Raw genomic sequence first — 21,636 nt, 5'->3', positions numbered from 1 at the left:
ACCCCAGCGGTCAGCCGCGCGGACGGGCAACACCCGCCGTGGGCGCAGAGATGAACAGGGAGACACGGATGGCGAACGGCGAGAGCCCCGTTGGAGCAGACGCTCCGGCAGGCGGCTTCGTTCAGCTGCTGACGCCCGACGGTGAGCGCATCGACAGCGTCACCACGGCGGACGGCGTTACCTACTCGGTCGACTTCACCGACGGCGAGTACCGAGAGCTGTACCAGGACCTCGTCACGGTCCGCCGCCTGGACGCCGAGGCGACCGCCCTGCAGCGGCAGGGTGAGCTGGGGATCTGGGCCAGCCTGCTGGGCCAGGAGGCCGCTCAGGTGGGTTCCGGCCGGGCCCTGCGCCCGCAGGACATGGCGTTCCCGACCTACCGCGAGCACGGCGTGCTCTACACCCGCGGGATCGACCCGATCATGCCGTTCGGCCTGTTCCGGGGCGTCGACCAGGGCGGCTGGGACGCGAACAAGTACAAGTTCAACGGGTACACGATCGTGATCGGCTCGCAGACGCTGCACGCCACCGGCTACGCCATGGGCGTCACCATGGACGGCAAGACCGGCACCCCGGACGGCGAGGCGGTCATCGCGTACTTCGGTGACGGCGCCACCAGCCAGGGTGAGGTCAACGAGTCGTTCGTCTGGGCCGGCGTGTTCCACGCGCCGATGGTCTTCTTCTGCCAGAACAACCAGTACGCCATCTCCGAGCCGCTCGAGCGGCAGACCCGGATCCCGCTCTACCGGCGTGCGGCCGGCTTCGGCTTCCCCGGCGTCCGGATCGACGGCAACGACGTGCTGGCCTCGTACGCGGTGACCCGGGCGGCGCTCGACCAGGCCCGCAACGGCCAGGGACCGACGCTCATCGAGGCGTACACGTACCGGATGGGCGCGCACACCAGCTCGGACGACCCGACCCGCTACCGCATCGCCAGCGAGGTCGAGTCCTGGAAGGTCAAGGACCCGATCAGCCGGCTCAAGGCGTTCCTGACCAAGCAGCAGCTCGCCGACGACACGTACTTCGCCGAGGTCGACGAGTCGGCCCGCAAGCTGGCCCTGGACCTGCGCGAGCGGGTGCTGGCGATGCCCGATCCGCAGCCGGTCACCATGTTCGACCACGTCTACCCGAACGGCTCGCCCGAGCTCGACCAGCAGCGCGCGCAGTTCGCCGCCTACGAGGCCTCGTTCGAGGGGAGCACCCACTGATGAGCGAGACGATCACCCTCGGCAAGGCCCTGAACCACGGCCTGCGCCGCGCGCTGGAGAACGACCCCAAGGTCGTCATCATGGGCGAGGACGTCGGCAAGCTCGGCGGCGTCTTCCGGATCACCGACGGCCTGCAGAAGGACTTCGGCGAGAACCGGGTCATCGACACCCCGCTGGCCGAGGCCGGCATCATCGGCACCGCGGTCGGCCTGGCCATCCGCGGCTACCGGCCGGTGTGCGAGATCCAGTTCGACGGGTTCGTGTTCCCGGCGTACAACCAGATCGTCGCCCAGGTGGCGAAGATGTACTACCGGTCGCTGGGCAAGGTGCGGGTGCCGATCGTCATCCGGATCCCGTACGGCGGCGGCATCGGCGCGGTTGAGCACCACTCCGAGTCGCCCGAGGCGTACTTCGCCCACACCCCCGGTCTCAAGGTTGTGACCTGCTCGAACCCGGCGGACGCGTACGCGATGATCCAGCAGTCGATCATCTCCGACGACCCGATCGTGTTCTTCGAGCCCAAGCGCCGCTACTGGGAGAAGGGTGTGGTCGACCTCGACGCGCCCGGCGACTTCCCGCTGCACGCGTCGCGGATCGTGCGCGACGGCACGGACGCCACGGTGATCGCGTACGGGCCGATGGTCCGTACCGCCCTGGACGCGGCGCAGGCCGCGGCCGAGGACGGCCGCAACCTCGAGGTCGTCGACCTGCGCACGCTCTCCCCGCTGGACCTGGGCCCGGTCTTCGAGTCGGTCCGCCGGACCGGCCGCGCGGTGGTCGTGCACGAGGCTCCCGGCAACCTCGGCCTCGGGGCCGAGATCGCCGCCCGGATCACCGAGGAGTGCTTCTACTCCCTGGAGGCGCCGGTGCTGCGGGTGACGGGCTTCGACGTGCCGTACCCGGCCGCCCGCGTCGAGGAGGAGTACCTGCCCGACCTGGACCGGGTGCTGGACGCCGTCGACCGTTCGTTCGGCTGGTGACGCCGATGTCCCGGATCAAGGAGTTCACGCTGCCCGACCTGGGCGAAGGGCTGACCGAGGGCGAGATCCTCACCTGGCTGGTCAAGGTCGGCGACACTATCGAGCTGAACCAGCCGATCGTCGAGGTGGAGACGGCGAAGGCGGCCGTGGAGATCCCGGCCAAGTGGGGCGGGGTCGTCACCCGGATCTTCCACGAGGCCGGCACGACCGTCGAGGTCGGTGCGCCGATCATCTCGATCGACACCGACCCCGGTGCCGGTCCGGTGCCCTCCGCGGAGTCCCTCGCCGCGGTCGAAGTCGCGCCCGAGGAGGGTTCGGTCGAGCCCGGCATGATCGGTGGTCCGGCTCCGGGCGGCCGCACGGCCGTGCTCGTCGGTTACGGCCCGAAAACCGCAACCGCCAAACGCCGACCCCGCATCGGTACGCCCCCAGCGCCGGCAACCGCAGCACCGGCCACCCCGCCTCCGGCGGCTGCCGCGGCGGCACCGGCGCCCGTGACCCAGCCGACCCCGGCATCGTCCCGCCCCCCGGCGGCCGCACCACCCGCACCGACCCAGCCCACCCCCGTGACACCGGCTCAACCGGCCGCCGCCCCGGCTCAACCGGCGGCTCGGCCCGCCGGGCCGGTGCTCGCCAAGCCGCCGGTGCGCAAGCTCGCCCGTGATCTCGGGATCGACCTGACCATGATCGCCGGCACCGGACCGCTCGGCTCGATCACCCGAGATGACGTCCAGCAGGCGGCGGCCACCGCGTCGGCGCCCGCAGAGACGACCGTCACTGAGTCGATCGTCACTCAGCAGGCACCGGCGACGGCCGCCGTGTTCGACGCCTCGCGCGAGCAGCGCATCCCGATCAAGGGCGTGCGCAAGCTGACGGCCGAGAACATGGTCGCGTCGGCGTTCACCGCGCCGCACGTGACCGAGTTCCTGACCGTGGACGTGACCCGGACGATGAAGTCACTGGAGCGGCTCAAGTCCCGGCCCGAGTTCCGTGACGTGCGGATCTCTCCGCTGCTCTTCGTGGCCAAGGCGGTGCTGCTGGCGGTCAGGCGGCACCCGATGGTCAACTCGACCTGGTCCGCGGCGACGAACGAGATCGTCGTCAAGGACTACGTCAACCTCGGCATCGCCGCCGCCACCCAGCGCGGCCTCATCGTGCCGAACATCAAGGACGCCGGCCGGTTGACGCTGCGTGAGCTGGCGGATGCGTTGACTGCCCTCGTGCAAACCGCCAAGTCGGGCAAGACGCCACCGTCCGACATGTCCGGCGGAACGTTCTCGATCACCAACGTCGGTGTCTTCGGCATCGACACCGGCACGCCGATCCTGCCCCCGGGCGAGGCAGCCATCCTGGCCTTCGGCGCCGTCCGCCCGACCCCGTGGGTCCACAAGGGAAAGATCAAGATTCGCCAGGTCACCACCCTCGGGCTCTCGTTCGACCACCGCATCGTGGACGGCGAACTGGGCTCGAAGTTCCTCCGCGACGTCGGTGGTTTCCTGGAGGATCCGGAGGCGGCACTGCTGTCCTGGACCTGAGTTTCGTCGGCAACCAGTTTTCCCAGCCTTCGATCCTTAGGTAGGTAAGCGGGATCACCCTCCGAATCGTTGGCGGGTCGTGTTCCGGCGCGGTTCAATGGAACCAGCGCCGGAACACGGCACCGCAAACGAGGCCAGCACTGGCCCAAGGGAGTGAGCACCGCATGAGCACCATCGAGCGCATCCGCAACCGCCGCATCGCCAAGCGCGACGCCCGCGCGATCGACCGCGCGTGGAAGTCGGCGCCGACGCAGTCGATGCGGGACGAGATCGCGATCCTCAGCCAGCAGCGCATGTTCTGATCGTCTGAACAGCACCGCGCCCGACGGCCCGCCCGGTTATCCGGGCGGGCCGTCGTCGTTCCAATCAGGGCAATTGCCCACCAAAGGTCGCCCTCCTCCGTGATTTCCGACTCACCACCACGCTCCGCACGGCGTACACCGGGATTTCTTCCGTCCGCGACGCCCGGTACGGTTGGCGACGGTCACCTGCCCGGCTCGGCCGGCCGGGCGGGGCAGCGACCGGGCGACGCCCGAGCTCTGCAGGGTCGGCCGCGTCCGTGGCAAGCTGGCACGGCCGACAGTCATGGAGGAGGCGCGTATGACGTCCGAGGGCCAGCACGCCGGCCACCAGCCGGGGGCCACGTCGGGCAGCGGAGCCGACCCGTTCGGCACCGACGGCTTCCCGCCGGACGCCTTCCCCCCGGACTCCGACGGTCACACGACCGCCGACCGGGCCCCGTCGTATCCGCACGCCCAGGAGTCCTTCCCGAGCGCGTACGCCCCGCCGCCGCACGCCACCCCCAACGGCGGCTCGCCGTTCGTGGTGCCCGCGGTGCCGCCGGCCGGCCAGCAACCGGTCTCCTCGGGCTCCGCCGTGCCCGGCTCACCGGGCACCCAGCCTCAGCAGCCCGGTTACCCACCCGCGGCCTTCCCGGGCGCCCAGCAACCGGGCTCACCGTCGCCAGACTTCCCGCCGCCGCTCTCCCAGCGCGCACCCCAGCAGCCCGGGTCCCCGTCCTCCGGATCCGCGTCACCCGGCTTCCCGCCGCCGGCCCAGCGCGCGCCCCAGCAGCCGGGCTCGCCGTCGTCGGGATCCGCCTCACCAGGCTTCCCGCCGCCGCTCTCCCAGCGCGCGCCCCAGCAGCCCGGATCCCCTGCGTCCGGATCCGGATCGCCAGACTTCCCGCCGCCGCTCTCCCAGCAGACCGGCTCCTCGTCGCCGTCCGCCCCCGACTTCCCGCCCGCCGGGTTCCCGCCGCCGTCCGGCTCACCAGCCGGCTCGAGCCCGCAGTCAGCGGGCCCGGCCTTCGGTCCGGGCGCGGCCCAGTTCTCGTCGAGCTCGAGCGGCTCCGCCCGCGTACCCGAGCCCGGTGCCCTGCCCCAGCGCCCGCCGATCCCGGCCCAGGGCAACGCCGACGCGCCGGCCGCCCCCGAGTCCGCCTGGGCTCCCCCGCAGCCGGCCCAGCCGTCCGCGGCAGCGCAGGAGAACCCGTTCGCCCGCCCCGCCGACCCGCCGCACCCGTACCGCGGCGGCGGCGAGCTGCCCCAGCGTTCACCCGGCATCGCGGGCGGACCGCTGGACGGGCCGGTCGGCGAGTTCAACGGCTTCACCCCGACCCGCCAGCCGGCCGAATCCGCCCCGGCCACCGGCCCGGAGACTTCGCGCCGCCCCGGTGGCTCGCCGTTCGACCGGCCGGGATCGGCCCCGGCCGACCGGCCCCCGTTCGGCGCCCCGGCCGACCAGTCGCCGTTCGGCGCCGCATCCGGCCCGGCTGACCGCTCGTCCTTCGCACCGGCACCCCGCGAGCCCTTCGGCGGCCCCCCGTCCGGCGAGACGTTCGGATCCGCACGCCCCGACGACGACCAGCAGTCCCGCGAACGTCCCCCGGGCATCTCGGCCTTCGGCGACCAGCGCGTCCGCGTTCCCGGCGCGACCCTGACCGGCCTGCCGGACGCACCGCCCGCCGGCCCGGACAGCGGTGGCTTCCCCGCCCCCAGCGGCGGCGAGAACGGCGGCCTGCCGGCTCGCGGTGGTAGTGAGAACGGTGGGCTACCGGCTCGCGGCGGCAGCGAAAGCGGCGGCTTCCCGACCCGGGGAGGCTCCGGCAACGGAAGCTTCCCGATCCGTGGCGCCGGTGCCCGTGGCGGCGACGCCGCAAGCGGTGGTTTCCCGGTCCGCGGCGACGCCGCAGGTCCCGGTTTCCCGGCCCGCGACGGCAGCGAGAACGGCGGTTTCCCCGTCCGCAGCGACGCCGCAAGCAGCGGACTTCCTGCCCGCGACGACGCCGCCGGCAGTGCCTTCCCAGGCCGCCCGGCCGGCGACGGCGCCTTCTCCGCGCGGGCCGCCGCCGACAACGGCACCTTCGCTCCCCGCGACGACGCCGACGGCAACCCCTTCCCCTCCCGCGGCGAGACCGACAGCGCTGGTGCCTTCTCCGCACGCAACGCCGTCGACAACGGAACCTTCCGCCCCGGGAGCGACGCCGACCGCAGCCCCTTCCCGTCCCGCGGCGACGGCGGTGACGGCGACGCCTTCCCGGGTCGCAGCAACCCCGACAGCAGCCCCTTCGGCGCCGACGGTGCCTTCTCCGCCCGCGCCGCCGCCGAGAACGGCACGCTGCCGACCCGCGGCGGTGGCTTCCCGACCGGTGGAGACGACGACGTCGATAGCGAAGGCTTCCCCGGCGCCAGCCGCCCCGACAGCAACCCCTTCCGTGACGGCTCGTTCCGTCGCGAGGGAGCCGACGGTCCGGGACGACCCGTCTCCGGTCAGCCCGACGACCTGCCCGCACGTCGGGGCTTCGGCGAGCGCCCGGACGAGGACGGCCAGCAGTCGTCGCCGTTCGCCCGGCCCGAGGCCGCCCGCTTCGACGCCGAGCAGTCCTCGGACGGTCCCGGCGGCAGCGGCTACGCCCAGCGCATTCCGGGCGCCTCGTTCGCGGCCACCGGTCCGCCCGATGCTGTTCGTCCTGAGGGCGGCAGTGGCGGGTATCCGCAGCGTGTTCCGGGCGCCTCCCTCGGCAGCATCGGCTCCCCGGTGGCAGCCGAGCCCCGCAGCGGCGCAGCGGTGCCGCAGCCGCGGGACCCCGCCGAGCGGCCCGAGTCCGGCGAGCCGTCCGCGGCCGCCGAGCGTCCGGGACCGGCCAAGGGCACCGCACGTCCGGTGTCGGCCAGCGCTTCCGTTCCCGTGGCGAGCCGGGTCACTCCGCCCGGGGACGCCGAGGAAGTGCCCCCGCCGCCCTCGGCGAGCCCGCAGCCGCGCGTCTACGGTCGCCCGGCCGCGGCCGCCGACGAGCCCGCACCGCAGTCGCCGTACCAGGACGAGGATCAGCCGGTCAGCGGGGCGTTCGGCGCGGCACCCACCTCGGGTGCCCGCGGCGCCGCGCCGACCTCCGGCGCCTACGGCCAGGCCCCGGAGACCCGCCCGGCCGACGGCACCTACGGCACCCCGCCCGCGAGCCCGTTCGCGCCGCAGTCCGACGGCACCTACGGCACGCCACCCGCGAGCGCGTTCGCGCCGCAGCCCGACGGCACCTACGGCAAGCACCCGGAGAGCCGCCCGGCCGACGGCACCTACGGCACGCCGCCGCCTGTCGACGGCACCCACGGCACGCCGCCGTCTGCCGACGGCACCTACGGGCGTCCGGCCGAGGCTCCGTTCGGGACCCGGCCGTCGTCCGGCGCTGCCCCGTTCGGGGACGGCCAGGAGGACCGGTACGGCGGCCAGGACGACCCGTTCGCGCCCCGTCCGTCGTCGGGTCCGTTCGGCGCGCCTCCGGAGCACGGCGGCCCGTCGGCGGAGTCCGGCGCTCCCGAGTCGGCACCCACCTCCGGTGCCTTCGGTGCGGCACCCACGTCCGGCGGTGTCCAGCCGGGCAACCGCGCGTCGGGCCGGGCCTCGGCCAGTGCCCGGGTGAGCCCGCCCGGTCAGCCGTTCGCACCCGCCTCGCCGGCTCCCGGGCCGGCGCCGGATCCGCGCGCCGCCGCCGCCCAGTTCACCGAGTTCACCACGGACATCGCCGGCCGCGGCCGGTCCGGTCAGCCGGACCAGCCGGGCGCGGTGCCCGGCAACCCGGCCGCCCGCACCACGCCGCCGGACCAGTACAGCGAGAACACCACGGACGTGTCGGGCCGTGGGCAGGGCCCGGATCAGCCGTACGTGCCCGCGCCCGCCCTGCCGTCGATGCACGCGGCCCCGCCGCTGGAGAACGGCTTCCCGCCGGCGCCCGACGAGACCCAGCCGTTCGGTGATCGGCCGCGGATGGGCGGTGTCTTCCCAGGGCCGGCCAGCCGGGCCACGGTGACGCCGCCCGGCCCGGAGCAGACCGCGGCCTGGCCCGGCCGGGCCGAGCCGGACGCCGACCAGGGCCGGTTCGACTCCTTCAAGGCGGACGCCCCGGAGATCGTGCCGACCGAGGTGGCCAAGCCGGAGACGCCGCACGTGCGGATGCTGCCGGTGATCCTCGGGGTGATCCTCGGCGCGGGTCTGATCGTGGGCCTCACGCTGGGCGTCACCTGGCTGATCGCCCGCGGGTCGGACGACGGCGGTGCCACCGGCTTCTCGGTGAGCGCCGGCGACTGCGTCAAGCGCAACGGCAACGAGGCGGTCACCGCGAACTGCAGTGATGCCGGGTCGTTCGAGGTGACGGCGATCGTCGACACCAAGGAGCAGTGCCCGGACCCGAACCAGCCGTACGTGGTCAACCCGACCGACAACGGCCGCAGTCAGGTGCTCTGCCTCAAGCCACGGCCCTGACGATGTGACGTGCGCGAAGCGCGGCCACCCCGGACCGGGGGTGGGCCGCGCGTCGGGCACGATGGGCTCATGACCGCGCGCGTACGCGCCCCGGAGCTGCGGGGCCGAGGCTGGCTGAACACCGGTGGCCGTTCCCTCACCCTGGCCGACCTGCGCGGCAAGGTGGTGATTCTCGACTTCTGGACGTTCTGCTGCATCAACTGCCTGCACGTCCTGGACGAGCTGCGGCCCCTCGAGGAGAAGTACGGCGACGCCCTGGTCGTCATCGGCGTCCACTCGCCGAAGTTCGAGCACGAGCGGGACCCGGCCGCCCTGGCCGCCGCCGTCGAACGCTACGGCGTGCACCACCCCGTCCTGGACGACGCCGACATGCACATGTGGCAGCAGTACGCCGCCAAGGCCTGGCCCACCCTCTCGGTGATCGACCCCGAGGGGTACGTCGTCGCCTCGATGGCCGGTGAAGGTCACGCCGAGGGCCTGATGCGCCTGTTGGACGAGCTGATCGCCACCCACGGGGCCAAGGGCACGCTGCACCGCGGCGACGGCCCGTACGTGCCGCCGGCCGCCCCCGACACCCTGCTGCGGTTCCCCGGCAAGGCCGTCGAGCTGCCCAACGGCAATCTGCTCGTCTCCGATTCGGCCCGCCACTCGCTGGTGGAGCTGACCGCCGACGGCGAATCGCTGGTGCGCCGGTTCGGCACGGGTGAGCGGGGCCGCGCCGACGGCCCGGCCGAAGTCGCGAGCTTCTCCGAGCCTCAGGGCCTCTCCCTGCTGCCCGCCGGCACCGCCGACTACGACGTGGTCGTCGCCGACACGGTCAATCACCTGCTGCGCGGCCTGCGGCTGGAGACCGGGGAGGTCGTCACCGTCGCCGGCACCGGGCGGCCCTGGCGCACCGCGGCCGACGACGGGGTGGCGCTCTCCTCGCCCTGGGACGTCGCCTGGTTCGAGGGTCAGGTGATCGTCGCGATGGCGGGCATCCATCAGCTCTGGTGGTTCGATCCGGCCACCGGCGGTTCCGGCGTGTACGCGGGCACCACCGTCGAGGCCCTGCGCGACGGCAAGCTGCCCGACGTGTGGATGGCACAGCCCTCGGGCCTGTCGGCGGCCGGCGACCGGCTCTGGGTCGCGGACAGCGAGACGTCGGCGCTGCGCTGGGTCGAGGCCGGTGAGCTGCACACCGCCGTCGGCCAGGGCCTGTTCGACTTCGGCCACGTGGACGGGCCGGCGGCCGAGGCACTGTTGCAGCATCCGCTGGGGGTCTGCGCGTTGCCGGACGGCTCGGTGCTGATCGCCGACACCTACAACGGTGCTGTCCGGCGCTTCGATCCGGCCTCCGGTGAGGTGTCCACCGTGGACTCCGGCCTGGCCGAGCCGAGTGACATCCTGCTCACCCGCGCCGGTGAGGTGGTCGTGGTCGAGTCCGGCGCCCACCGCCTGGTGCGGCTCGCGCCCGGCGCGGTCCGTACGGTCGCCGGCGAGCGGCACCGCACCGAGCGCCCGCCGTCGTCGCTGGCGCCGGGTGAGGTGACCCTGGACGTGATCTTCGACCCGGCTCCGGGCCAGAAGCTGGACACGTCGTTCGGGCCGTCGACCCGTCTGGTGGTCTCCGCGTCCCCGCCGGAGTTGCTGCTGGAGGGCGACGGCACGTCCACCGATCTGTCCCGCCGGCTGGTGCTCAATCCGGCCGTGCCCAAGGGAATCCTGCAGGTGGTGGCCCAGGCCGCGACCTGTGACGCGGACGTGGAGCACGCCGCCTGCCACCTCACCAGGCAGGACTGGGGAGTGCCGGTGTTGGTGGAGCCGGGTGCGGCGGCCCGGCTGCCGCTGATCCTTCGCGGCCTCGACAGCTGAGGTGACCCGCTTCACTACCGATCAGTAACCTACGGTGCCGTAACCTGGAGCCGTGACGCCCGAAGCCCCGTTCCAGATGAAACCGGCCGCCATCGGCAAGCCGCGTTTGCGCGGCCGGCTGCACCAGTACGCGTTCTTCGTCGCGCTCGTCTGCGGCGTCGTGCTCTGCTCCATCGCCGCGACCCGTCCCGGCATCGCGCCGTTCGTGAGCACCCTGATCTACAGCATCACGGTGTGTGGCCTGTTCGGCATCAGCGCGCTCTACCACCGGCGCCACTGGGGCAAGCGCGGCTACCAGATCATGCGACGCCTCGACCACTCGATGATCTTCATCTTCATCGCGGGCACCTACACGCCGTTCTGCGTCCTGCTGCTGGAGCGGGACAAGGCGACCCTGCTGCTCACCCTCATCTGGACCGGGGCCGTGGGTGGCGTGGCCCTCAAGAGCATCTGGCCGCACCTGCCCCGCTGGGTCGGTGCCCCGCTCTACCTGGCGCTCGGCTGGGGCGCGGTGGCGATCCTGCCGGACATCCTGAACAACGGCGGCCTGGCCGACCTGGTGCTGCTGGCCGCCGGCGGCGTCATGTACAGCGTCGGCGCGGTCTTCTACGCGATGCGCCGCCCGAACCCGTGGCCGGACGTCTTCGGCCACCACGAGTTCTTCCATGCCTGCACCCTGCTGGCCGCCCTCTGCCACCACATAGCCATCTATTTCGCGCTCTACGCGTAGGACCTATCCTGCCGAGCATGACGGCCTGCGCCGGGTCCAGCTTCCGCGTCGCCATGATCAGCAGGAAAGGCCCTACCGCATGGAGCAGTTCGACCTGAAGCTCGGCGACGGCCGCACCGTGCACGCGTACGACACGGGCGGGGACGGCACGCCGGTCTTCTGGTTCCACGGCACCCCGAACCTCGGCGCGCCCCCGGTGCCGCTGATGCGTGACGGGATCCGCTGGCTCTCGTACGACCGGCCGGGTTACGGCGGCTCCAGCCCTCGCCCGGACCGCGACATCGCGTCGGCCGCGGGTGATGTCGCGGCCGTCGCGGACGAGCTCGGTCTCGACCGCTTCGCCGCCATGGGTCACTCCGGTGGTGGCCCGCACGCCCTGGCCTGTGCCGCCCTGCTGCCGGATCGGGTGACCGCCGTGACCAGCCTCTCGGGCCTCGCCCCCTACGACGCCGCCGGACTGGACTGGTTCGCCGGGATGGCGCCCTCCGGCGAAGCCTCCCTGCGCGCCGCGAGCTGGGGCCGTGCTGCCAAAGAGCGTCATGAGGCGACGAGCACCGACGCCGAGCCGGGCTTCACCGAGCGCGACCAGGCGATGTTCGCCGGTGAGTGGGCGTGGATCCTCGACGTGGTGCACCCGGCGCTGGCGGCCGGCCCGGCCGCGCTGATCGACGACGACCTGGCCTACGTCGCACCGTGGGGCTTCGACCCGGCCACCATCACCGTGCCGGTGCTGATCGTGCACGGCGGCGCGGATCTGATGGTGCCCGGCTCGCACGGCGTCTGGCTGGCCGGGCACTGCCCCACCGCCGAGCTGTGGCTGCGCCCGGAGGACGGCCACCTCTCGATCCTGACCTCGGCGGCAGCGGCGCTGGAGTGGCTTCAGTCCCGCGCGTCGTAGGCGTTGCGCGCTTCGACCACGTCCGCGATGTGCTTCTCGGCCCACTCCTGCAGCGCGTCGACGAGGCTCAGCAGGCTGCGCCCGAGGGAGGTCAGGGCGTAGTCGACCCGGGGCGGGACGACCGGATAGACCGTACGGGTGACCAGGCCGTCGCGTTCCAGGGCGCGCAGCGTCTGGGTGAGCATCTTGGGGCTGATGCCGGAGATGCGGTGCGCGAGTTCGGTGTAGCGCATCGCGCCGTCGGCCAGCGATGCGACGATCAGCACGCTCCAGGCGTCTCCGATGCGGTCCAGCAGCTGACGGCTGGGGCAGTTCTTGGCGTACACGTCGGCTTCCACCAGGGAACTATCCCTCAGGTGTGTACTGCACTTCAAGGTGCTCTCTATCTCCTGGGAAGTAAGCCTCCAGCTGCGTAGTTGTGCCAGGGGACGGTCGACCGGCCGTCGGAAACGCTTGTTGAGGAGTTCGCATGACCATCGTCGTCACCGGCGCCACCGGACATTTCGGCCGCCACGCCGTCGAGAACCTGCTCTCGCGCGGCGTGCCCGCCGACCAGATCGTGGCGGTGGGCCGCAGCATCGAGAAGATTCAGGACCTCGCCGACCGTGGCGTACGCGTCCAGTACGCCTCGTACGACGAGCCGGAGTCCCTGCGCAAGGCGTTCGCGGGCGCCGGCAAGCTGCTCTTCGTCTCCGCCAGCGAACCCGGCAAGCGCATCCCGCAGCACCGCAACGTGGTCGACGCGGCCAAGGACGCCGGGGTCGGCCTGATCGTCTACACCAGCGCGCCGCACGCCGACTCGTCCGGCATGATCCTGGCCACCGAGCACCTCGCCACCGAGCAGGCCCTGGCCGCCTCCGGCATCCCGTCGGTGATCCTGCGCAACGGCTGGTACCTGGAGAACTACGACCTGCGCGGCGCCCTCGAGCACGGCCTGGTCGGTGCCGCCGGTGACGGCAGGCTCAGCCTGGCCACCCGGGCCGACCTGGCCGAGGCGGCGGCCGCGGCGGTGCTCGCGGACAGCCACGACAAGCAGGTGTACGAGCTGGGCGGCGAAGGCGTCACGCTGGCCGAGCTCGCCGCCGAGGTCTCCCGCCAGTCCGGCCGCGAGGTCACCTACACCGACCTGCCGCAGGACAAGTACGTCGAGTTCCTGGTCGGCGTCGGCGTCCCGGAGGGCTTCGCCGCGGTCCTGGCCGACTCGGACCACCACGCGGCCTCCGGTGCGCTCTACACCGGCCCCGAGGACCTGGCGCACCTGCTCGGCCGCCCGGCCACCCCGCTGGCCGACGCGGTCCGCGCCCAGCTGGCCTGATCCGGACACGACGAAGGGAGTGCCACCGCAGGCGGTGGCACTCCCGGTCGTCTGCTGTCAGGCGCCGTACGGCGGCGGCGGGGGCTCGCGACGGGTGGTCTCGCGGTACTCCTGCACGACCTCACCGTCGCGGTAGGCCGGGTCGTTGCTGACGACCGGCCGCTGCTGCTGCACGGCGGCGGCGGGACGGCGGCGGCTGTTCCAGAACCAGAGCGTGATGGCCAGGCCGATGAGGCCCGCCAGCATGAGTACGTAGCCGACGACGTTGATGTCCAGACCGCTGATGTCCGCGTTGACAGCGAACGCCAGGATCGCTCCCAGCGCGAGTAGGAAAATACTTCCGCCGATGCCCATAAATGGCCTCCCAGGCTCGTGGCTGCCGCACCGAGCCGCGGCAATACGTCGTTCCGGGTGTCTACCCAGGCGGCGGATTCCTCAATCAGGCAAGCTGTGCCCATGACTGTGCGCACGCTGGTCCTGCTGCGGCACGCGAAGGCCGAGACTCCCGGGGAGCTGCCCGATTTCGAGCGCCGGCTCACCGAGAAGGGTGACGCCGACGCCGATGCGGCCGGCTCCTGGCTGGCCGACGAACGGCTGCGCCCGGATCTGGTGCTCTGCTCGTCGGCGCGCCGGACCCGGCAGACCTGGCAGGGCGTCTCGGTGGCGCTGGCGCAGGCCGACCCGGAGGCGCGCAGCCCCGAGGTGCACTATGAGCAGCGGCTCTACGACGGCGGGCGCACGGAGGTCATCGATCTGCTGCGGGCCGTACCGGACTCGGTGCGCACGGTGCTGGTCATCGGGCACAACCCCACGATGTCCGACGTGTCGATCCTGCTGCGCCCGTACGACGCGGAGGCGCAGCTGACGGCGCTGCGAACCGCCGGGCTCGCCGTGCACCGGGCCGAGAGGCCCTGGTCAGGGACCGAGCCGTTCTCGATGCCGTTGATCATCGAGCACACTGCCCGCGGATAGCCGAAGGCCGGCGGACGTCATTGTCCGCCGGCCTTCGGCTTATCCGGAGAGTGTGAAGATCAGAACGCCTCTTCGGGCAGGTCCATCACGTCGAGGGTGGTGTTCTCGATGATCCGGCGGTCCGAGCCGATGCGGGGCAGCACCTCACGGGCGAAGAACCGGGCCGCGGCGATCTTGCCCTCGTAGAAGGCCTTGTCCGCCGTGCCGGACTCGGTGCCCAGCGCCTTGAGGGAGACCTCGGCCCCGCGCAGCAGCAGCCACGAGACGACCACGTCACCCAGGGCGAGCAGCACCCGGCGGGAGGTGAGGCCGACCTTGTACAGCTCGCGGGCGTCACCGCCCTGCGCGGCCTGCAGCCAGCCCATCTGGATGCCGAGGATGGCCTGCATCTCGCCGAGCGCCTTGCCGAGCGACGCGCGCTCGACCTTGAGCTGACCGTTGCCGGCCTCGCTGTCGATGAACTCCTGCATCTCGGTGGCGAGCGCGGCGAGGGCCTGGCCCTGGTCCTTGACGATCTTGCGGAAGATCAGGTCCAGGCTCTGGATCGCCGTGGTGCCCTCGTACAGGGTGTCGATCTTGGCGTCGCGGACGTACTGCTCCAGCGGGTAGTCCTGCAGGAAGCCGGAACCACCGAAGGTCTGCAGCGACTCGTGGCCGAGCAGCTCGTACGCCCGCTCCGAACCGACGCCCTTGACCAGCGGCAGCAGCAGGTCGTTGACCCGCTCGGCCAGCTCGGCGCCCTCCTTGTCCCCGGCGGCCTGCGCGATGGCGACCTTGTCCTGCCAGGTGGCGGTGTAGATGACCAGCGAGCGGAGACCCTCGGCGTACGCCTTCTGCAGCATCAGCGAGCGGCGCACGTCCGGGTGGTGGGTGATCGTGACGCGCGGGGCGGCCTTGTTCGAGTTCTGCACCAGGTCGGCGCCCTGGACGCGGTTCTTCGCGTACTCCAGCGCGTTCAGGTAGCCGGTGGAGAGGGTGGCGATCGCCTTGGTGCCGACCATCATCCGGGCGTACTCGATGATCATGAACATCTGCCGGATGCCCTGGTGCACGTCGCCGAGCAGCCAGCCCTTGGCCGGCGCGCCCTCGCCGAAGGTCATCTCGCAGGTGTTGGAGACCTTCAGACCCATCTTGTGCTCGACGTTGGTGGCGTAGACGCCGTTGCGCTCGCCCAGCTCGCCGGTCTCGGCGTCGAAGTGGAACTTCGGCACGATGAACAGCGACAGGCCCTTGGTGCCCGGGCCGCCCACACCCTCGACGCCGACCGGGCGGGCCAGCACGTAGTGGATGATGTTGTCGCTCAGGTCGTGCTCGCCCGAGGTGATGAAGCGCTTGACGCCCTCGATGTGCCAGGAGCCGTCGGGCTGCGCGATCGCCCGGGTGCGGCCGGCGCCGACGTCGGAGCCCGCGTCGGGCTCGGTGAGCACCATCGTCGAGCCCCACTGCTTGTCGACGAAGAGTCGGGCCCACTTCTTCTGCTCCTCGGTGCCCTCGACGTGCACGACGTGCGCGAACGAGGGGCCGGAGGAATACATCCAGACCGGGGCGTTGGCGCCGAGGATCTGCTCGGCGATGGCCCACCACAGCGCCCGCGGCGCCAGGGTGCCACCGAGCGCCTCGGGCAGGTCCATGCGCCAGAACTCGGACTCCATGAACGCGGCGTACGACTTCTTGAAGGCCTCGGGCAGGTCCGCGGTGTTGGTCGCCGGGTCGAAACGCGGCGGGTTGCGGTCGGCCTCGATGTAGCTGGCCGCGAGATCCTCGCGAGCGAGGCGGTTGACCTCCGCGAGCACGTCGCGCGCGGTCTCGGCGTCGATGCCGTCGAACGGCGCCTGGCCGAAAGCACGATCCGCCCCGAAGACCTCGAAGAGGTTGAACTCGAGGTCGCGCAGGTTGCTCTTGTAGTGACTCATGTGTTTCTGGCCCCGCTCTCCGGACGCGAGTTACCCGTCAGTAACCACCACTGTATTACCCGCTGGTAGGACCGACAAGTCCGCTTCGATCATTTCCTGTCCGTCGGGTTGGGGGTCAAACGTCTCCGATCAGGTGGGAATCGGGACAACCGTTCGGCCATTTGCAAGTCGCCGCGCCGTCCGGACGTATCGACGGGCCGAGCCCATCGTTGCTCCGGTTGTACGCGACGAAACGTACGACCGACCCGGGGAGGTCAGCATGTTCGCCACGATCAAGAGTCTGATTCCGGAGCCCCGCCAGGCGGATCAGCCGCGCCACTACGTGGGGCGGCACCGTCAGCCGGAGACGATTGCCGCACGCGCCACGGTCGCCGTGGTACCCGCTCCGGCACCCGCGCCCGAGAACCGGACGCCCACCGACCAGACGACTGCCGCCGTACCGGACAAGCACGAGGACTAGCTCCCGGCCGCGCCGACTTCCCAGCTCGGCATGGCCACGGACGCGCTGCCGTCCGGACCGGTGTACTCCAGCAGCACCAGGGCGATGTCGTCCTCGAGCTGCCCGTGCACCCAGTCGACCAGGGCGGTCTCGAGCGACGCCAGGCCGTCCCCGACCGTGCCGTGACCCAGCAGCCGCCACGCCCGGTCCGCGGTCGGGAAGAACTCGCCGTCCCGGCGCGCCTCGCCCAGCCCGTCGGTGAACAGCAGCAGCCGGTCCCCCGGCTCCAGCCGCTCCACCCGGGGCCGGGCCACCGGCATGAACCCCAGGGGCGGCGCCGGCGCCGGCGGATCGAGGGCGATGACCTGCCCACGCCGCAGCAGCAGCGGGGCCGGATGTCCACAGTTGACGATGGTGAGGGTGCCGCCCCGCTCCTCGACCAGCGCGGCGGTCACGAAGTCCTCGTCACCGACGCTGCGGGCGACTGCCCGGTCCAGGTCCGTGACGATGGAACGCAGATCGGCGCGCTCGAACGCCACGTGCCGGTACGAGCCCAGCACGATGCTCGCCAGCCGTACCGCGTCCAGGCCCTTGCCCCGCACGTCGCCGATGATGATCCGCACGCCGTACGGCGTGTCCAGGGCCTCGTAGAGGTCTCCCCCGATGTCCGCCGCGGCCGACGCCGAGATGTAGCGGCCCGCCACCGCGAGGCTGCCGACCTGCGGGCCGAGCGGGCGCAGCACCGCCTGCTGGGCGACCGCCGCCAGGCGCAGCAGCTCGGCGATCCGGTTGTCCTTGCGCTGCCGGATGGTCGCGACCGCGGCGGCGATCCCGGTGGCCAGCGTGATCCCCACCACGTTGACCATGCCGACGGTGTCGAAGCGGCCGTCCGTCCCGGCGAAGACCATCCCGACGATCGTGGCGACCGCGCCGACGGCCAGCACGGTCTGCCAGTACGCGAACACGGCGGCCAGGAACGGCACGGCGGCGTAGAGCCCGACGAAGTTCGCCTGCGGACCGTCCGCGACCTCCACGCCCGACACGACGACGAGCAGCACGAGGGCCGCGCCGAGGCCGGCGCGGGATGCTGGGCTGAGCGGGCGGGGGCCCGCCGGGAGAATCGGCATGGGTACGCCGAACAGCATGCCTGATCCACGTGGGCGCCTGCATCAACTTGACCCCTAGTCTGAGCGGGTTCTGCCCACTCGGCGGCGGGACACCGCGCCCGCGGTGACACCATGGCGCTGTGGCATCCGACCTCCGTGACCGGCTTCGCGCCGGATTCCGTTGGACCGACCCCGGTCCGGGCACCGATCTGCTCGTCAGCGACCGCTCCGGCTGGTGGCGCGACCCGTTGGTGCTGAACGGCCTCGGTCCGGGACTGGCCGGACTTTTTCCGGACGCCACGCCGACGGTCGTGGTCTCCCCGGAGGTGACCGGGTTCCTCGTCGGCCCGCTGGTGGCCCGCGCGCTGGGCGTCGGCTTCGTGGAGGCGTACCGGGCGGGGGCGCGGCTGCCGATCGCCGAGCCGATGACGTGGGCGCGGGTGCCCGCCGACCATCGCGGTGACGGTCAGCAGCTGGGCGTGCGCACCCGGTTGATCGGTCCGGCCGACCGGGTACTGGTGGTGGACGACTGGGCGGTCACCGGGGCCCAGGCCCGCGGCCTGCACGACCTGCTCGCGGCGCTGGGCGCGACGGTGACCGGTACGGCCGTCATCGTGGACGAGTGCGATCCGGCGGTCGCCGCCGAGTTGGGCATCCGCGGGTTGCTCACCGGCGCGGATCTGAGCTGAGTACCGGTCCCTCCTGAGTAGCGCTACTCAGGAGGGCGTCCACCGGCCTCACCACGATGGACCGCATGACCACATTCTTCCTCGGCACCTGGACCACCCGCGTCTATCTGTTCGCCGTCGCGGTCACCTCGGTCATCCTGCTCGGCGGGAATCTCGCCACCGGTAACCACGAGCCCTCGTCGGCCGCGGTCTACCTGATCGGCCTCACCGCGCCGGTCTCGATCATCTTCGCGCCGGTGTTCCTGCTCGGCGACGGCTGGCTGGCCATCGCCATGCTGTGGCTCAGCGTCGCGGCCGGCGTCCTGCTCAACACCCTGCTGATCAACACGATCGTGGGCGAGGTCGGCCGGCTGCGCTCGCACCGCGCGTAACTCGGTGTCCCACCGCGCGCCGGTGCGGCAAGGTGGGCCGGATGCGCGCTTTCGTCACCACAGAAGACCTGCATGATCTCGTACGGGACACGTACGGCACCGACCGCCGGCTCCACGAGCTGGCCCGGCTCGCCGGAGGCACCACCAAGGGCGTCTACCGCCTCACCCTCGACGACGGCGCGACCGTGCTGCTGTACCGCTGGGCGGCGGAGGAGAACTTCTGGCCCGCGCAGACCGGGCTCGACGTCGGACCGTTCCAGGCCGACGCGGGGCGCGACGGTTTCGTCCGGTGCCACGCGCTGCTGCATGAGCTCGGGGTGCGCGTACCGGAGATCGTGGCCCTGGGTCCGGACCGCGCGCTGGTCGAGGATGTCCGCGGCGGCACCCTGGAGGCGCTGCTGGAGCGGGACGCGACCGCCGGCCGCCAGATCGTCGGCCGGCTGGGCGAGATGCTCCGCACGATGCACAGCCACCGGTCACCCACATTCGGCTTCCCCGGCGAGACCCCCGCCGGCTTCGCCCGGCAACGCGGCCTCAACTGCCTGGTCGAGGCGGCCGCGCGCGACCCGCGCATCGCGGCGGCACGCAGCCGGCTGGAAGAAGAGCTGCACAAGCGGTTCGCGGCGGTGCGACCCCGATCCGGGTACGGCCTGATCCACGGCGAACTCGGCCCCGACCACGTCCTGATCGGCCCCGGCGGCGAACCGGTCCTGATCGACATCGAAGCGGCGATGTTCTTCGACGTGGAGTGGGAACACGCCTTCCTGGAGCTGCGCTTCGGCCCGCTCTACCCGGCGCTGCGCACGGTCGGGCCGGATCCGGCCCGGCTCGCGCTCTACCGGCTCGTGCACTACCTGTCGCTGGTCGCCGGGCCGCTGCAGCTCATCGAGGGCGACTTCCCGCACGCGGCGTTCATGCGCGAGATCGCCGAGGGCAACGCGCGGCGCGCCCTCGCCGAGGTCGGCGTGCGTTAGGCGGTCGGGCTCTTCCAGTCGGCGAGGACGCCGCGGGTGGGGAGCCAGCCGGTCGCGGCGTAGTCGGCCAGGCCCTGGCGCACGTAGGGGTCGTCGGCGAGCAGCTCGTGCGCCCGGGCCTCGGACTCGACGTCGAGCAGCAGGATGCCGCCGACCGGCGGATCCTGGCGGCCGGCGGAGACCAGCACACCGGCGCGCTGCAGCTCGTCGACGAAGGCCAGATGCGCGGTCCGGGCCTCGTCGACCTGCTCCAGCGGGGCGCGATAGGTCGAGATCATCAGGTACACGGTGGTGTCCTCTCAGCCGCGGGAACGCTCGGGCCCATCGTACGAGGACACCGACGGCAGCGGCCGGGTCCTGGTGGGACCCGGCCGCCGAGTCAGCTGCCGGCGTCTAGCGCCACCAGCCGCCGCCCTTGAAACCGGTCGACCACTGGTGCTCGGTGCACTGCCGGGAGGTGGCGAAGCGCTGCTCGTCGAGGACGGCGGTCACTCCGGCGTTGTAGGTGCCGAGACCGAAGCCGATGCCATTGACGGTCATCCGCGGGTTGGCCGCGACGACCTCGGCGAAGGTCTTGGTGGCCGGGCCACCCGCGGTCTTGGGCAGACCGGCGATCGTGGCCGAGGACGTCCACAGCGGACCGTCGAGCACGTTCCACTCGGTGCGGACCTTGCGCTGCGGGTTCCCGGCGCCGATCGAGCTCAGGTAGTAGTACGGCTCGAAGATCAGCACGCCGTCACCCGCGGGCGTCTTGACGTAGAGGTGGTACGACGGCAGCGCGGCGTCGTTGACGGTGTTGTTGTCGCCGGCCGTCGTGTCGAGCTTGACGGTCTCGTAGCTCACTTCGGTCACGGTGCTGGCCGGCACCGGCTTGAAGGAGGACTGCCACGACACCTTGTCGGAGTTGCTCGACCGGGCGGTGGTCAGCTTCACGCCGTCGGTGACGACGGTGGCAGTGGCCGTACCGACCTTGGTGACACCGGCGGTGGTGCGGTGCTTGTCGATCTTGCAAGGCTGGTGCGACGAAGCACTGGCCGGCTGGGCGTTCACGGCGAGCGCGCCCGAGGCGGCCATCACCAGTGCAGCCGCAAGAACACGACGCGTGGTGAGTCGGAAGATCGTACCGTTTTGTTCCATTAGGGCATTGTATTAACTTTGCCGGGTTATCATCCGGCCCGAGTGCCCTCCGAGCGCGCCCGACGACGGCACGGAGCTGCCCTGGCCTGCTCTTCTTCAGGTGCCTCTGATCGCTGCCCTTGACTGCCACCCCGGGCGAGTCCGCAGTGCGGCCATGAAAGGTTGGCGGGGATGACAGGCCGGGCCAGGATGGGGTCGTGGACAGCGACGCTCTGCGGGACTTCTACCGGCGCTACCTGGCGTGCTGCAACGATCGCCGGTTCGGCGACCTCGCCGAGTTCGTCGATCCCGAGGTGCGGATCAACGGCATCGACCAGGGCTTCGACCGGTACGTCGCGGGCCTGCGGGCGATGGTGGAGCCGTTTCCCGGCTACCGGTGGAAAGTGCGGCATCTGCTCGTTGACGGCGACCGGCTGTCCGCCCACTTCACCGACACCGGCGTGCACACCGGCGGGGCCGCGCCGACGGGCCGGGCGGTGGACACTCAGGAGTTCGCGGTCTATCGGATCGCCGACGGGAAGATCGTCGAGGTGTGGGGGGCGTGGGTCATGGCCGGCTCGTCGGTTCTGACGCAGCTCCCGGGCGCCTGACCGGTCTTGCGAGCACGCAGCCGGCAGGGGGAGGGTGGCCGTTCATGAGCCAATGCCACTCAGCTTAGGTTGATCTTCGTGGTGGGTGGAGGTTGATCAGGTCGATCGTGGGTGGTCCGGGATGTCGCCGGCCGGTGTGGCGGGCCTGTCTGACCTGGTAGCTGTTG

At 71.9% G+C, this 21,636-nt stretch carries 21 protein-coding genes; 15 read left to right on the top strand and 6 right to left on the bottom strand.

Going from position 1 to position 21,636, the window contains the following annotated elements; translation table 11 throughout:
• Positions 1-68 precede the first annotated feature (68 nt).
• The 8 genes from pdhA (at position 69) to Aau02nite_RS34560 (ending at position 11,963) form a co-directional block, all read left to right on the top strand.
• Positions 69-1,208, top strand: a complete 1,140-nt coding sequence (gene pdhA / locus Aau02nite_RS34595) for a pyruvate dehydrogenase (acetyl-transferring) E1 component subunit alpha (RefSeq protein ID WP_212992831.1) — start codon at positions 69-71, stop codon at positions 1,206-1,208.
• Positions 1,205-2,188, top strand: coding sequence for an alpha-ketoacid dehydrogenase subunit beta (locus tag Aau02nite_RS34590; RefSeq protein ID WP_212992900.1), 984 nt, complete (start codon positions 1,205-1,207; stop codon positions 2,186-2,188). The genes pdhA and Aau02nite_RS34590 overlap by 4 nt, the downstream gene beginning before the upstream one ends.
• A 5-nt stretch (positions 2,189-2,193) precedes the next feature.
• Positions 2,194-3,723, top strand: coding sequence for a dihydrolipoamide acetyltransferase family protein (locus Aau02nite_RS34585; protein WP_212992830.1), 1,530 nt, complete (start codon positions 2,194-2,196; stop codon positions 3,721-3,723).
• 164 nt (positions 3,724-3,887) lie between these two features.
• The gene (locus Aau02nite_RS34580; RefSeq protein ID WP_212992829.1) at positions 3,888-4,025 is read left to right on the top strand and encodes a hypothetical protein; all 138 of its coding nucleotides are present in this window, start codon (positions 3,888-3,890) and stop codon (positions 4,023-4,025) included.
• A 298-nt stretch (positions 4,026-4,323) separates the two neighbouring features.
• The gene (locus Aau02nite_RS34575) at positions 4,324-8,481 is read left to right on the top strand and encodes an LppU/SCO3897 family protein (protein WP_212992828.1); all 4,158 of its coding nucleotides are present in this window, start codon (positions 4,324-4,326) and stop codon (positions 8,479-8,481) included.
• A 69-nt stretch (positions 8,482-8,550) separates the two neighbouring features.
• Complete coding sequence (locus Aau02nite_RS34570) at positions 8,551-10,335, top strand: NHL domain-containing thioredoxin family protein (protein WP_212992827.1); 1,785 nt, start codon at positions 8,551-8,553, stop codon at positions 10,333-10,335.
• A gap of 52 nt (positions 10,336-10,387) precedes the next feature.
• A complete protein-coding gene (gene trhA, locus Aau02nite_RS34565) occupies positions 10,388-11,065 on the top strand; it encodes a PAQR family membrane homeostasis protein TrhA (protein WP_212992826.1) in 678 nt (225 codons plus the stop codon).
• A 79-nt stretch (positions 11,066-11,144) separates the two neighbouring features.
• Positions 11,145-11,963 carry an alpha/beta fold hydrolase gene (locus tag Aau02nite_RS34560; protein ID WP_212992825.1) on the top strand — a complete coding sequence of 273 codons (819 nt, stop codon included), beginning with the start codon at positions 11,145-11,147 and terminating at the stop codon, positions 11,961-11,963.
• Here Aau02nite_RS34560 and Aau02nite_RS34555 read toward each other — a convergent pair.
• A complete protein-coding gene (locus tag Aau02nite_RS34555) occupies positions 11,945-12,301 on the bottom strand; it encodes a winged helix-turn-helix transcriptional regulator (RefSeq protein WP_212992824.1) in 357 nt (118 codons plus the stop codon). The genes Aau02nite_RS34560 and Aau02nite_RS34555 overlap by 19 nt on opposite strands.
• A gap of 131 nt (positions 12,302-12,432) precedes the next feature.
• Between Aau02nite_RS34555 and Aau02nite_RS34550 the strand changes: the two genes are divergently transcribed.
• Positions 12,433-13,278, top strand: a complete 846-nt coding sequence (locus tag Aau02nite_RS34550) for an SDR family oxidoreductase (RefSeq protein WP_212992823.1) — start codon at positions 12,433-12,435, stop codon at positions 13,276-13,278.
• A 57-nt stretch (positions 13,279-13,335) separates the two neighbouring features.
• On the opposite strand, the gene Aau02nite_RS34545 is transcribed toward Aau02nite_RS34550, so the two are convergent.
• Positions 13,336-13,632 carry a DUF6458 family protein gene (locus Aau02nite_RS34545; protein ID WP_212992822.1) on the bottom strand — a complete coding sequence of 99 codons (297 nt, stop codon included), beginning with the start codon at positions 13,630-13,632 and terminating at the stop codon, positions 13,336-13,338.
• A 102-nt stretch (positions 13,633-13,734) separates the two neighbouring features.
• Here Aau02nite_RS34545 and Aau02nite_RS34540 point away from each other — a divergent pair, with 102 nt between their 5' ends.
• Positions 13,735-14,250 carry a SixA phosphatase family protein gene (locus Aau02nite_RS34540; RefSeq protein WP_212992821.1) on the top strand — a complete coding sequence of 172 codons (516 nt, stop codon included), beginning with the start codon at positions 13,735-13,737 and terminating at the stop codon, positions 14,248-14,250.
• 59 nt (positions 14,251-14,309) lie between these two features.
• Here Aau02nite_RS34540 and Aau02nite_RS34535 read toward each other — a convergent pair whose 3' ends face one another.
• Positions 14,310-16,163 (bottom strand): acyl-CoA dehydrogenase, encoded by a 1,854-nt coding sequence (locus tag Aau02nite_RS34535; protein WP_212992820.1) that lies wholly within the window; start codon positions 16,161-16,163, stop codon positions 14,310-14,312.
• Positions 16,164-16,422: 259 nt separating this feature from the next.
• On the opposite strand from Aau02nite_RS34535, the gene Aau02nite_RS34530 reads away from it, so the two are divergent.
• A complete protein-coding gene (locus Aau02nite_RS34530) occupies positions 16,423-16,623 on the top strand; it encodes a hypothetical protein (protein ID WP_212992819.1) in 201 nt (66 codons plus the stop codon).
• Here the strand turns inward: Aau02nite_RS34530 and Aau02nite_RS34525 are convergent.
• Positions 16,620-17,747: a PP2C family protein-serine/threonine phosphatase gene (locus tag Aau02nite_RS34525; RefSeq protein ID WP_212992818.1), complete on the bottom strand. Its 1,128-nt coding sequence runs from the start codon at positions 17,745-17,747 to the stop codon at positions 16,620-16,622. The genes Aau02nite_RS34530 and Aau02nite_RS34525 overlap by 4 nt on opposite strands.
• A gap of 101 nt (positions 17,748-17,848) precedes the next feature.
• On the opposite strand from Aau02nite_RS34525, the gene Aau02nite_RS34520 reads away from it, so the two are divergent.
• From Aau02nite_RS34520 to Aau02nite_RS34510, 3 genes are all read left to right on the top strand, one after another.
• Positions 17,849-18,397: a phosphoribosyltransferase gene (locus Aau02nite_RS34520; protein ID WP_212992817.1), complete on the top strand. Its 549-nt coding sequence runs from the start codon at positions 17,849-17,851 to the stop codon at positions 18,395-18,397.
• Between the two features lie 65 nt (positions 18,398-18,462).
• Positions 18,463-18,768, top strand: a complete 306-nt coding sequence (locus Aau02nite_RS34515) for an SCO4225 family membrane protein (protein WP_212992816.1) — start codon at positions 18,463-18,465, stop codon at positions 18,766-18,768.
• A 41-nt stretch (positions 18,769-18,809) separates the two neighbouring features.
• On the top strand, positions 18,810-19,742 hold the full coding sequence (locus Aau02nite_RS34510; protein WP_212992815.1) for a phosphotransferase: 933 nt from the start codon (positions 18,810-18,812) through the stop codon (positions 19,740-19,742).
• On the opposite strand, the gene Aau02nite_RS34505 is transcribed toward Aau02nite_RS34510, so the two are convergent.
• Both Aau02nite_RS34505 and Aau02nite_RS34500 read right to left on the bottom strand, forming a co-directional pair.
• Positions 19,739-20,020 (bottom strand): YciI family protein, encoded by a 282-nt coding sequence (locus Aau02nite_RS34505; RefSeq protein ID WP_212992814.1) that lies wholly within the window; start codon positions 20,018-20,020, stop codon positions 19,739-19,741. The genes Aau02nite_RS34510 and Aau02nite_RS34505 overlap by 4 nt on opposite strands.
• A gap of 115 nt (positions 20,021-20,135) precedes the next feature.
• Complete coding sequence (locus Aau02nite_RS34500; RefSeq protein ID WP_212992813.1) at positions 20,136-20,879, bottom strand: hypothetical protein; 744 nt, start codon at positions 20,877-20,879, stop codon at positions 20,136-20,138.
• Positions 20,880-21,076: 197 nt separating this feature from the next.
• Between Aau02nite_RS34500 and Aau02nite_RS34495 the strand changes: the two genes are divergently transcribed.
• Positions 21,077-21,469 carry an ester cyclase gene (locus tag Aau02nite_RS34495; protein WP_212992812.1) on the top strand — a complete coding sequence of 131 codons (393 nt, stop codon included), beginning with the start codon at positions 21,077-21,079 and terminating at the stop codon, positions 21,467-21,469.
• Positions 21,470-21,636 lie beyond the last annotated feature (167 nt).

The sequence above is a fragment of the Actinoplanes auranticolor genome, from assembly GCF_018332655.1.
GTDB classification, from domain to species: domain Bacteria; phylum Actinomycetota; class Actinomycetes; order Mycobacteriales; family Micromonosporaceae; genus Actinoplanes; species Actinoplanes auranticolor.
Note: the sequence above shows the minus strand (reverse complement) of the source record. Positions and strands in the feature narration are given on the sequence as shown.

Bases quoted from the DNA above. Each gene is read 5' to 3' on its own strand.
- pdhA (WP_212992831.1), top strand. From the start codon at position 69: ATGGCGAACGGCGAGAGCCCCGTTGGAGCAGACGCTCCGGCAGGCGGC.
- Aau02nite_RS34585 (WP_212992830.1), top strand. From the start codon at position 2,194: ATGTCCCGGATCAAGGAGTTCACGCTGCCCGACCTGGGCGAAGGGCTG.
- Aau02nite_RS34580 (WP_212992829.1), top strand. From the start codon at position 3,888: ATGAGCACCATCGAGCGCATCCGCAACCGCCGCATCGCCAAGCGCGAC.
- Aau02nite_RS34575 (WP_212992828.1), top strand. From the start codon at position 4,324: ATGACGTCCGAGGGCCAGCACGCCGGCCACCAGCCGGGGGCCACGTCG.
- Aau02nite_RS34570 (WP_212992827.1), top strand. From the start codon at position 8,551: ATGACCGCGCGCGTACGCGCCCCGGAGCTGCGGGGCCGAGGCTGGCTG.
- Aau02nite_RS34560 (WP_212992825.1), top strand. From the start codon at position 11,145: ATGGAGCAGTTCGACCTGAAGCTCGGCGACGGCCGCACCGTGCACGCG.
- Aau02nite_RS34550 (WP_212992823.1), top strand. From the start codon at position 12,433: ATGACCATCGTCGTCACCGGCGCCACCGGACATTTCGGCCGCCACGCC.
- Aau02nite_RS34545 (WP_212992822.1), bottom strand. From the start codon at position 13,632: ATGGGCATCGGCGGAAGTATTTTCCTACTCGCGCTGGGAGCGATCCTG.
- Aau02nite_RS34540 (WP_212992821.1), top strand. From the start codon at position 13,735: ATGACTGTGCGCACGCTGGTCCTGCTGCGGCACGCGAAGGCCGAGACT.
- Aau02nite_RS34535 (WP_212992820.1), bottom strand. From the start codon at position 16,163: ATGAGTCACTACAAGAGCAACCTGCGCGACCTCGAGTTCAACCTCTTC.
- Aau02nite_RS34530 (WP_212992819.1), top strand. From the start codon at position 16,423: ATGTTCGCCACGATCAAGAGTCTGATTCCGGAGCCCCGCCAGGCGGAT.
- Aau02nite_RS34525 (WP_212992818.1), bottom strand. From the start codon at position 17,747: ATGCTGTTCGGCGTACCCATGCCGATTCTCCCGGCGGGCCCCCGCCCG.
- Aau02nite_RS34515 (WP_212992816.1), top strand. From the start codon at position 18,463: ATGACCACATTCTTCCTCGGCACCTGGACCACCCGCGTCTATCTGTTC.
- Aau02nite_RS34510 (WP_212992815.1), top strand. From the start codon at position 18,810: ATGCGCGCTTTCGTCACCACAGAAGACCTGCATGATCTCGTACGGGAC.
- Aau02nite_RS34505 (WP_212992814.1), bottom strand. From the start codon at position 20,020: ATGATCTCGACCTATCGCGCCCCGCTGGAGCAGGTCGACGAGGCCCGG.
- Aau02nite_RS34500 (WP_212992813.1), bottom strand. From the start codon at position 20,879: ATGGAACAAAACGGTACGATCTTCCGACTCACCACGCGTCGTGTTCTT.